Consider the following 10,820-nt stretch of genomic DNA (forward strand, 5'->3'; position numbering starts at 1 on the left):
GCCCGCGCAGAAAAGCACCGAGCGCCGTCAGATAGAAAAAACATTTCCCGAATTAGCGGGCGATGCGAAAGTTGTCGGGGTTGCAGATCCGTCGGGCGCGGGTGATATTTCTGATCCGTTTCGCCCAAAATACGCAGTAGAATTGCAGTTGTTAGATGAACACGGCGAAATTGATCAAGCTGTGCCAGTATATCCCGCTGTGCCTTTGCCAGTGACTAGTACAGGCTCACAGGGCGGTGATTTCGCTTTTCCAGAGATTGGCACAGTGGTAGAAGTTGGGTTCGCTTACGGGCGGTCGGATAAGCCGTTTGTGCGCACGATGTTAGCGCAAGATAAGACGATCCCGAGCGTTGAAATTGGCGAGCAGTTAAAACAACAGCGCCCCGAAGTTTACGAAAGAACGGATGCGGCGGGCAATAAAACGCGAGAAACTGAGCAGCAAATCAAAGATAAATCATTCATGCGCGTGATCGAGTGCGATCAAGAAACGAAGGCGATCGGCACGTCTGAAAAGACAATCGACGCAGACGCGGACGAAATGATCGGCGGCAATAAAAGCGTGGGCGTTGGCGGAACGTTGCAAGAACGGATCGCGGGTGTGGCTTTGCGCGTATCAGATACAAAAAACAAATTTACTGCCCCACTTAGTTATATGGGAACTGGCGGGCAAAATATTTTTAGAATTTTGGAAGAACTAATACAGATTGTTGCAGATATTGCAGATACGGCAAGCAGTCACACTCACAATGGCGGACCACAGCCAGATCAAAAGGGGGCTTTCACAACGCAGAACAACAAAGCAAAGGCAGAAAAAGCGAAGTTAAGCCCGATCATCGAATAAAAATCAATTATAAGCACCAAAAGCCATGCAATGACGTGGCTTTTCTTTTATGTGCGATATTTTGCGTTTAATAACAATAAGTTAGCCACGCGCGAGATAATGCGCGAAAACGCACGGAAAATTTTCACGGCAACGGCGACGACACGGAAAATCCACTTCCTCCCCCGCCGAATTTTTGACGCATTTTTGCATTTTTTCAGTTAAATTGCAGTTAAAAATGGCGCTCAAGGCGCACGGAAAAAGGATCTATTAAAAAGATCTTAACTGAAAAATTTCAGTTAATTTCACTTAATTACAGCTAAAAAAGATCGTAAAAATCAAAATTTGATTTATAACACTTTGAAAATAAAAGGGAAAATTCTATTTTACGTGGGGATTTTGGCGTTTTTCTTAACTGAAAAATAAAGGAAATTTTAGTTTGTTTTTTATGTCTGAAAAGTGGCGATACAGCCACCACGCCAAATTTTAACGGCTGAAAGTACAGCCACCAAGCCAGATCTAAACAGCCACTTATTAAAATTTATGAGAAAAAGAAAGGAAAATTGTAGGCATAAAAAAATCCGCATTGTGCGATTAGAATATTGATTTTATTGATATTTTAAATGGTGCCCGAGGCCAGACTTGAACTGGCACGCTTCGAAAAGCGAGGGATTTTAAATCCCTTGTGTCTAACCATTCTAAAAAATATCTTACTGCTATGAATTCACTATAAAATAAAAAACTATGTAGATCAAATAAAAACTAATCTGATCCACATGTCTTATTTTACGTTTTTTATTTTGCTTGTAAAGTCTGGAAGTTAAATTTTTTATATTATTTGAGAGTATCTAAAATATTCCTTAATGATTCAGGATCATAACAGATGTATGATAATGTTGTTTTTAGGCTTTTATGACCCAAAAGTTGTTTTGTTACATAAACATTTTGTGGGTCTTTCATTAACTTTGTAGCTAATGTATGTCTAAATCTATGTGGAGATACTTTAAAGTTCACTAGTTGGGAAATAATTGCAAATATGTAAGATAGTTGATTATCATTCATATTTTTGTTTTTCCTAGTTGTTGTTTTTGATAAAACATTTATGTTAAATAATTGAGACTTGCTATTCTGACCATTTCTTTTCATTTCAATAACTAATTTTTCTACTTGTATATATATTTTTTGTGGAATAGGAATCTGATGAAAAGTATGATTTTTATTTATGTGTGAAGGAATTGTAATTAATTTCTGCTCTAAATCTATATCTGATATAGTAAGCTTTAATAATTGCCCACGTCTGATCGCTGTGTATTTAAATAGGTTAACTAAACTATTTATGAACCAGATTGGTTGTAATGCTGTCGGTAAAGTATGCTCCTTCCGTGCTAATACGTTTTCAATTTGTGTAAGCATTTTTTCTGAGAATATTTTATGTGGTACATTATCTTCTCTAATGGAAAAATGTTTAAAAGGGTTATATGTTATTATTTCTCTTTTTATTAAAAAATTGTATAACGCACTTAGATGGCGTATATAATTATTCCAGGTTACTGGTTTTATCTTTTTTAATACTTCTTTCTGCCATTTTCCAATGTGCATTTCTGTGACTTCTTCAATAGAAATATCTGGATAAGCTTTTTTAAATTGATTGACTGCTTTTGTATAAGCACTTTCAGTTGCAGGTCTTAAGTTTTTATAGAAAAAAATTTTTCAAGTGATTCTTTAAATGTCATTTATTGTTCCTTGTAATTGTAACCAATGATTATTGTAAACTTGTTTTTGTCCAAGAAAGTATTCAACATCTTCTATAAGATATCCATTTAATAATGACTTTCCTTTTTTTCCAATGATTGAACAAGTCCAAATGTTGCGACCGTCATTATCAATATATTGACGCTTATGTATGCCAAGATTTTGGAATTGCTTTTGAAGAGATTCCAAAACATCTTGGCTTGTGTTTCCCGTTTTTTCTATTAAAAATAACTGGAAAATACTTGGTGTCACTAAAAATAAATGCTTTTCTACAATATGTAATTTAGCATTTGGTTTATTCATGACTAATGTATTAGATATGATACCTTGCTTTATCCAATTAATAAATTCATCAATTTTTATTGGAGCTGGTTTTGTAATTTGTTCTTTTGTACCATCATAAGAACAATTTTCTTCATTTTCTATCGGTGTAATAGAATCACCCATAGGAAATAAATTTAAAACTTCATCTATTGAAGATGAAGAACTTAATGCTTCGTTGTTTATAGCTTTGGTATTTGTATCTATTATTTCTGCATCTTGTATTGCACTCTGAGTAACAGAAATATTTGAGCCTCTTATTTCTTCTATATTTTCTGTTTGTTCAAGAGATATATCTAAACCATTTTGATCAACAATAATAAGCTTTCCTTTGAATAGAGCAGGACGATTTTCAATTTTATCCCAGATTTTTGTCGGATCTATTTTCAAAAGTGTAAATGGCTTAGGTGGAGCCCAACCAATGTTTGATATTATTTTACAATTCCAGACTGCATTATTTTCTGATGTTGACTCTATTAATTGGTGAGCTTGTAATTCATCAAAAAGCCTTCCATTCTGCGTTGGAACGGAAATACCTTGCTGTATTAAATAGGCTCTTATACTATCAGCTGTACTTTTACTCATGACAAAGAGACCATTTTCGGTTAGCCAACCATCGCAGCCTCCTTTGGGGGCATTCAATTTATAGTTATTAATAACATGCTTTAATGCAATAGAAAGCTGTTTTGCAAACGATATTTGAGGTTTTTCTGAAATTTTACTGATGTCACCACCAAGAGCCATTGTTACACTAATTTGATCAGCTTTTTGTATTATTTCTGACAAAATTCCTGCTTTATCAAGATGCCCAGAAATAAAATAAAGTAGACTAGCTAATGCGTTACGGTATTCTCCAATCCATTCAAATGCTTCATAAGGTATTATTTTTGTTGCTAAAACACTCCCTATCTTAGAGTGTAATTCGTAATCGCGTTCTATATATCTAAATTTATATGGTTCTTTAAGTATCGATATCCAAGGACACCATTTTTTGCCACTTTTTAATGACACTTCTATATCGACAGCTACTTTTCCAATGTCATGTAATAATGCCGCATAAAAAACAATCGCAGTCCATACATCACGTTGTTTAGCTTGCTCTTCAGGAGCGATATTCTGGGGCAATACATAACTTTGCCTTAATTTGACAGCAATGGAAATAACCTCTAATCCATGATCTAACATGCCTCCAACATGTGAATGATGATGTGATTCAGATGCAGGTAGTAATTGGACTATTTCTGCATATTTTTCTATTGGCTCTTGATATAATTTATTGAACATATCTGGACTCATAGATACATTCTGCCAGATTTTTTTTAGATACTGTTGTCGAAGAGGTGTCTCTAGTAGTTTATTCGCTGGTAAAGGCAAATACCAACCATCTGCATAAGTTAGAACTTTGCTAGAATTTTCTGAAAGAATATTTGGTATTTCAGATGTGTTTTTGAATACATTAAGAAGTTTTTTGAACATAAAGTAAACTATGAAAACATTTTAATTAATTTTCAGTAAAGCAGGTTTTTTGTGTATCTGAAAGCGGAAAGTCAACATGATATCGTTATAATTTTTCTAATTTACTTGTGGCTAAATAGAGCACTCTATGAAAAATTTGAATAATAAGTTGTTCAGTAAAAACCAATAAACTGGTTTTAGCCAGCTACTCCCTACTTTATTTAAAGCTTCATTTATGTATTTAACCGTTGAAACCTTAATAAATGGATATTATAATTACCAAAATATAAAATAATGGTAACTATAATGTTCAATAAGTCAAAATCACCTACATTATTTCCTAAATATCAAGACGCATTGATTCAACTTGGGGAAAATATTAAGCTTGCTTCAAAAAGGCGGAAATTTACTCAGACTTTGTTGGCTCAGAGAACGGGACTTAGCCGTATGACGATTAGAAAAATTGTAAACGGTGATCCAACTGTAGCAATTGGGTACTACATAATGGTCCTTGGAGTATTAGGCTTAGAACAAGATTTCAGAAATGTGGGACTGGATGATGAATTAGGGCGTAAATTGCAAGATATTGAATTACTAAGGAAATAATTATGAGTAAGCAAATTTATGTGTTTGCAGACTGGGAAGTTTTTTCAAAACCTGAACTTATTGGAATATTATCTTCTGATATTGTTAGAGGTAAAGAAAATTTTCGTTTTAGCTACGACAATGATTGGTTACGCTCTTCTTATGTACAACAAATTGATCCTAATTTATATCTCTATCCAGGTGAACAATACAGTACAAGTACTCAAAACTTTCATATATTTTTAGACTCTTGCCCCGACAGATGGGGACGTCTACTAATGAAACGTCGAGAAGCTGTAATAGCAAGTAAAGAAGAACGCAAACCTAAGTTACTTACAGAGAGCGATTATCTTTTAGGTGTTCATGATATGAATCGTATGGGGGCATTAAGATTTAAAACTAGGTTAGATGGTCCATTTCTTGATAATAATAACTGCCTTGCAGCTCCTCCTATATCATCTTTAAAAGAATTAGAATTTGCAGCAATTCAATTAGAAAACAGTAACAATATTGATGACCCAGATTATTTAAAATGGCTTCATATGCTTATATCTCCTGGTTCATCATTAGGCGGTGCTAGGCCTAAAGCTTCTGTTATTGATGATGTAGAGCAGCTATGGATTGCTAAATTTCCTAGTCGATATGATGATTATGATATAGCTCTTTGGGAATATTTAGCCTATCGTTTAGCGGTTCAATCTAGTATTGATATGGCTAATTGTCGAGTAGAAAGGTTTAATCAAGAACATCATACATTTTTAACTCAACGATTTGATAGAATTAATAAAAAGCGTCATCATTTTACTTCTGCGTTGACTCAACTTAGTTATTATGATGGTAATTATGAGGCTAGTTACCTTGAAATTGCTCAGTTCTTAACTGAAAATGGTTCACAGGTTCGTATTGATCTTGCTCAATTATGGAGAAGAATTGTCTTTAATATAGCAATTTCGAATACTGATGATCATTTACGTAATCATGGCTTTATTTATAAGAATAACGGTTGGTCTTTATCGCCAGCTTATGATTTAAATCCCGTTCCATTTTCACAAGGGTTACATTTAAATATAACAGATAGTGATAACCGATTAGATTACCAGCTAGCTTTTGATGTAGCTGATTTCTTTCAGTTATCACCAATTCAAGCAAAAAAAATTTATGATGAAGTGATGACCGTTGTCAAAGGTTGGCAACGTGTTGCAACAGAAGTAGGTATTTCTCGACAAGAGCAAGAACGGATGAAATTTTCATTTAATGTATAAAGCCTTTTAGGCCTTTTGGCCTTTTCATAAGTAATCAAAATTTCCTTTTTTAGGTAAGCCCACTCCACTTCGGTGGAGTGGTTTACCCTTAAAAAGTTACCTTTATTCCTTTGACCATTTTTTAGAAAATCATTGATATACCCTTTTTATGGGATAAGTAGCGTTTTTTATTTTGAATAGTTATGAATTTGTTTCATATTTTTTGTAAAGTCAATTAAGGACTTAACAAGATGTTCCAATTTTGAACGGGGACATGCAAAATTTATTCTAAAAAATCCTTCTCCGTTATTACCAAATTTATTACCATTTTCAAGAACTATACGATAGTTTATAAACAATATATCTTCTATTTTATTAGAAGGCATGTTCATTCCTCTGAAATCAACCCAGGCAAGATATGTTGCTTCTAATTCCTTTACTTGAATAAATGGTTGGCATATTTTTAATGAGTTTTTAATAAAGTAATAATTTTTCTTTAAATACTGAATAAGGTCTTTTAGCCATGATTCAGACTTATTATATGCAGAAGAATATGCTTCAATTGCAAATATGTTAGGGTAATATAAAGTATACTGTTTTAATTTTTTAGTTATTTTTTCTCTTAATTCAATATTAGCAATAATTAAATAAGATGCTTGAAGACCAGATATATTGAAAGCTTTTGAAGGAGATAAACATATTATAGAACTTTCAATAATCGAAGGCTCTACAAGATGAATAGGCGTATATTTTATTTTGTCAGATAAGATAATATCTTGATGGATGTCATCAGATATTAATGTTAGCTTGTTTTCAATACAAAACTTAGATATGCTTTTTAATTCTTCAATACTCCATACTTTTCCAGTAGGGTTATGAGGATTAGTTAAAAAAAACAACTTTGAGTTTTTATTGATCTGATGTCTTTTTAATATGTCTAATAGACTCATACCTTCTTGTATTGGAATCTCAACTAGATTTACTTTACTATCATCTTCATTAAAAAAGCTTTTATATCCAGGAGATAGCGAATATATATTATCATTAGTGTTTGTTAACTCATTGATTATTATATTTAAAGCCCCTTTAATTGTTGTACAGGGTACAATCCATTCAGCACAGACATTCCAATTGTGCTTATATTTAAGCCAATTTATGCATGAGTTAACAAACTTATTATCTAGCTCACTGTATCCAAGAATACCCAAATCTATAATTTTAGATAATTCGTCTAAAATAGCTTTAGGTGTCTTAAAATCCATATCAGCTATAGTGAACACAAAAATTTCACTATGATTTCTATATTTTTTCCATTTTGAAGAGGAAGTATTTTTTCTATCAATAATGATATCGAATGATGATGAATTATCCATGCTTTCTCACCAGTAAAGTATCCATGTTAGAAAAGATTCGTTTTAATTTTAGTCGTGCTATATCGACTATACCATATGAATCGGAATATTAAAAAACTATGTAATCTATAGCATGTTTAGATCTATCTATGTTTTTCTGATAATAAACTATTTTTAAGCTTCTTATTTCTAATTGATTTTAATTTTCATTTTTATTTGTAAAGTGTGACGTACTTAACAACTTATAAACATCGTATGGGCTATACTAATAAATATGGTTTAAATGTTTTTAGATAACTAGGAGGTCTTATGACTATGATTTATTCAAAGAACAAGTATTCTTTTATGTTACCTAATGGAGATAACATTGATATTAGTCATTATCTGCAACAGCTAAATATTGAGTCTGATGATATTGTTATAGTTAGTGGAACCTTGATTGAAGGAATTGGGAATGAATTTTCTGATATAGATATATATATTATTACTAAAGAGTATAAAACACCAAAACATATCAATATTGAATCTTTTTTTAGAGTAATTAGTACTACGAAGGAGATACTAGCACCTGATAGTGATAAGGATATTTTATTGATTCATTTACCTGTTGAAGAGACAGGGATTAAAATTGATATTGAGTATAAAGTATTTGATGATATAGATAGTCTGGAGAAAAAATTAAATGATTATTACAACTATGCAATGAATAATCATATTTTATTTACTAAAGAAATGAGCGAAAGACAAATGTCGTTTATTCATAGAATACATAATTGTATATGTTTACATAATCAAGAGGGGTTAGTATCTATACAAGAAAGGCTCAATAAAAATAAATTTTGTTACTTTTTGTATCGCTCTAATGCTTCAGATTATGCAGATTTACTTGATATCATTGGTGCTTGGAGGAAAAAAGAATTTGAACGTTGTTTTGATCTTGCAAGAGAAAATGTGCTCAAACAAATGCTAGCCTATGTTTGTTTACTTGGTAATACAGACTATAAAAGAAAGTGGATACTCACTCGTGTAGAACAATCAAATGTAGATGAAAATATAAAAAAACAGTTTATGTCTTTTTATGTTTCTGACAGAAACAATATTAATGAATACATTTTAGATTCATTAGATTTTATTGATGAAATATATCAGTTATCAGCAAAATTTTTCGAAAATAATTCAAATCAGATTTTCCCTAATCGAAAATATGTTCTGGATTGGCTAAATGAAAGAATTAATTTACTTTCAAAGCCATATGAGATATACGAAGTTGAATATCGTAAAAAAGCATATGAACTTTTATTACACTTTAAAACAAAAAATTTGTTAGAAGGTAAAAGTTTATGAATATAAAACCTACTATTGGAGTTATATGTTGTGCTAGAAGAATAGATGATGATTCAGATATACACCATTTAGTATTTAAGAGTTATGTAGAGTATGTCAAGAATGAATTAGAGGCAATACCGCTGTTAATTCCTGCAATTTTCAATAAAAGTGATGATAGACTAATAGAAGAAATTCTGAAAAAAGTTGATGGCATTCTTTTGACAGGTTCTCCTTCTAATATTTGTTTAAGGAGAAAAAATGAAAGTTTTAAAGAAATAGAAGTTATTGGATATAAGGATATTAATAGAGATTATACAGCAATGAAATTAATTGAAATTGCTTGTAAAATGGATAAACCACTATTAGGAATATGCCGAGGATTACAAGAAATTAATGTATTTTTTGGAGGAGAGCTTTATCAAGAGATTCATAAAGTTAGTGGAATGAGGGACCATAGATCAGATAAATCTAAATCAATGGTAGAGCGATATCAACCTGCTCATAAAATCATTATTTCACCAAATTCTATTCTTCACTACCATTCAAATCAATCTATATCATCTAATGTATTAGTCAATTCACTACATGGGCAAGGTATTTCAGTGTTAGGAAAGGATTTGCTTATTGAAGCAATAGCAGCCGATGATGGTGTTATTGAAGCCATTAGGCATAAAAATTCTAAATTTATTTATGGGGTACAGTGGCATATTGAGTGGAGTACTAGTGCTATTGATCCGATTATATCTAATCTTTTTAGAAGTCATTGCATTGAGAATAAAGGAGATTATTATGGCAATTAGATCAAATCAAATTCCGACTAATAAAGAGTGGAGATTTTTAACAATTTTTGGTTCAAAAAAGAGATATTTTAATACGGAAACATATTTTAGAGAAAGTTGGTTTGATGGTTATTCCATAGCAGGTGATCAACTTCTTAATAAATTAGTTCGGACCGCTGTAGTAGTTTTTAAGCCTGAAGTTTTTGCAACAGATAAAACAAAATCAATTGTAGAGCTTATAGAAAAATATGATTTTAAGCTTAAATCTGCATATATTACAAAATTTAATAAATTTAAAATAAGAGAAGTTTGGCGTTATCAATATAGCGAAGCAACAATTGATAGAATGGAGCTGGCTGATAATTTATATTGTTTAGGTGACGCTCTCTTTATGGTTTTTGAAGATATTTCATCTAATTTGGATATGCCAGCTAGTGCTAGATTACATCGTTTAAAAGGTGCTTCAGAAGAAAGATTAAGAAGTAAAGATTCTCTTCGCAGTATTATAAAAATCCCTAATGGTGTAATAAGATTTTTTCATATATCTGATGAGCCAGCAGATATTGTTAGAGAAATTGGCATCGTGTTTAATAGAGAAGAAAGGCTGCAAATATATAAAGATTTAATAAATGAGGATTATGGTATTAAGAATGAAGAGCTGTCCGTGATGATAAGTTCTTTGGAAAAGCAACATCCTAAAACATCCTTTAATGTGGATGAATGTTGGGAAAAAGTATTAGAACACCCAGATTATAATACTACACCAGGATTATTAGAGTTAAAAAGCGCTTTTGATAATGGAATATTTGTAGGGTGGAATGATATTTATATACCATTAAGAAAAATCAATATGGATATATATGATATTTTAACTATTGCATCACACATGATTCAGCAAGATGTGGATGATGAATTTCATCTGATTGATGGAGATGCGTTAAGAGGTTGGAAAGATAGAAACCTATCTCAATTCTAAAGTTATATTATTAATATTAAGGAATTGCAATAATGAACAAAAACTTTTTAATTTTTATTATCAGCTCTGCTTTAACATTATTAAGTGTAGAAATTTTCTATATTGCAATTCCTTTAACTGTTTTAGCGTTAGGCTATTCTGCCGTACAAACAAGCTGGTGTACTTTTGCTTTCTTTTTACCTGTTATTTTAGTCAAGATATTCATATCTCCAA

Annotated in this window: 9 protein-coding genes and 1 pseudogene; 7 read left to right on the plus strand and 3 right to left on the minus strand. The window is 31.6% G+C overall.

The window, feature by feature from the left end; genetic code table 11:
• Positions 1-841, plus strand: a pseudogene (locus C0975_RS10975) (hypothetical protein); the annotation flags it as partial.
• An 813-nt stretch (positions 842-1,654) separates the two neighbouring features.
• Here C0975_RS10975 and C0975_RS10980 read toward each other — a convergent pair.
• Together C0975_RS10980 and mobH are read right to left on the minus strand one after the other, a co-directional pair.
• Positions 1,655-2,527, minus strand: coding sequence for a tyrosine-type recombinase/integrase (locus C0975_RS10980; RefSeq protein WP_245853388.1), 873 nt, complete (start codon positions 2,525-2,527; stop codon positions 1,655-1,657).
• Positions 2,528-2,542: 15 nt separating this feature from the next.
• Positions 2,543-4,369, minus strand: coding sequence for a MobH family relaxase (mobH, locus tag C0975_RS10985; protein ID WP_101776415.1), 1,827 nt, complete (start codon positions 4,367-4,369; stop codon positions 2,543-2,545).
• Between the two features lie 285 nt (positions 4,370-4,654).
• On the opposite strand from mobH, the gene C0975_RS10990 reads away from it, so the two are divergent.
• Both C0975_RS10990 and C0975_RS10995 read left to right on the plus strand, forming a co-directional pair.
• Positions 4,655-4,954 (plus strand): helix-turn-helix domain-containing protein, encoded by a 300-nt coding sequence (locus C0975_RS10990; RefSeq protein ID WP_143485134.1) that lies wholly within the window; start codon positions 4,655-4,657, stop codon positions 4,952-4,954.
• 2 nt (positions 4,955-4,956) lie between these two features.
• Positions 4,957-6,195 (plus strand): type II toxin-antitoxin system HipA family toxin, encoded by a 1,239-nt coding sequence (locus C0975_RS10995; RefSeq protein WP_174674062.1) that lies wholly within the window; start codon positions 4,957-4,959, stop codon positions 6,193-6,195.
• A 167-nt stretch (positions 6,196-6,362) separates the two neighbouring features.
• On the opposite strand, the gene C0975_RS11000 is transcribed toward C0975_RS10995, so the two are convergent.
• Complete coding sequence (locus C0975_RS11000) at positions 6,363-7,547, minus strand: MalY/PatB family protein (protein WP_101776418.1); 1,185 nt, start codon at positions 7,545-7,547, stop codon at positions 6,363-6,365.
• 288 nt (positions 7,548-7,835) lie between these two features.
• On the opposite strand from C0975_RS11000, the gene C0975_RS11005 reads away from it, so the two are divergent.
• The 4 genes from C0975_RS11005 to C0975_RS11020 all read left to right on the plus strand — a co-directional run.
• The gene (locus tag C0975_RS11005) at positions 7,836-8,870 is read left to right on the plus strand and encodes a hypothetical protein (RefSeq protein ID WP_101776419.1); all 1,035 of its coding nucleotides are present in this window, start codon (positions 7,836-7,838) and stop codon (positions 8,868-8,870) included.
• Complete coding sequence (locus tag C0975_RS11010; RefSeq protein ID WP_101776420.1) at positions 8,867-9,652, plus strand: gamma-glutamyl-gamma-aminobutyrate hydrolase family protein; 786 nt, start codon at positions 8,867-8,869, stop codon at positions 9,650-9,652. Before C0975_RS11005 ends, C0975_RS11010 begins: the two co-directional genes overlap by 4 nt.
• The gene (locus tag C0975_RS11015; protein WP_167383061.1) at positions 9,642-10,607 is read left to right on the plus strand and encodes a nucleoside-diphosphate kinase; all 966 of its coding nucleotides are present in this window, start codon (positions 9,642-9,644) and stop codon (positions 10,605-10,607) included. Before C0975_RS11010 ends, C0975_RS11015 begins: the two co-directional genes overlap by 11 nt.
• A gap of 32 nt (positions 10,608-10,639) precedes the next feature.
• Positions 10,640-10,820 (plus strand): hypothetical protein (locus C0975_RS11020; protein WP_143485135.1); only part of this gene is annotated, 181 nt, incomplete at its 3' end.

The sequence above is a fragment of the Pasteurella oralis genome, from assembly GCF_002850605.1.
Taxonomy (GTDB): domain Bacteria; phylum Pseudomonadota; class Gammaproteobacteria; order Enterobacterales; family Pasteurellaceae; genus Pasteurella; species Pasteurella oralis.

Excerpts from the sequence above, each read along its gene's own strand:
- C0975_RS10990 (WP_143485134.1), top strand. The coding sequence starts at position 4,655 with ATGTTCAATAAGTCAAAATCACCTACATTATTTCCTAAATATCAAGAC.
- C0975_RS11010 (WP_101776420.1), top strand. The coding sequence starts at position 8,867 with ATGAATATAAAACCTACTATTGGAGTTATATGTTGTGCTAGAAGAATA.
- C0975_RS11000 (WP_101776418.1), bottom strand. The coding sequence starts at position 7,547 with ATGGATAATTCATCATCATTCGATATCATTATTGATAGAAAAAATACT.
- C0975_RS10995 (WP_174674062.1), top strand. The coding sequence starts at position 4,957 with ATGAGTAAGCAAATTTATGTGTTTGCAGACTGGGAAGTTTTTTCAAAA.
- mobH (WP_101776415.1), bottom strand. The coding sequence starts at position 4,369 with ATGTTCAAAAAACTTCTTAATGTATTCAAAAACACATCTGAAATACCA.
- C0975_RS11005 (WP_101776419.1), top strand. The coding sequence starts at position 7,836 with ATGACTATGATTTATTCAAAGAACAAGTATTCTTTTATGTTACCTAAT.
- C0975_RS11015 (WP_167383061.1), top strand. The coding sequence starts at position 9,642 with ATGGCAATTAGATCAAATCAAATTCCGACTAATAAAGAGTGGAGATTT.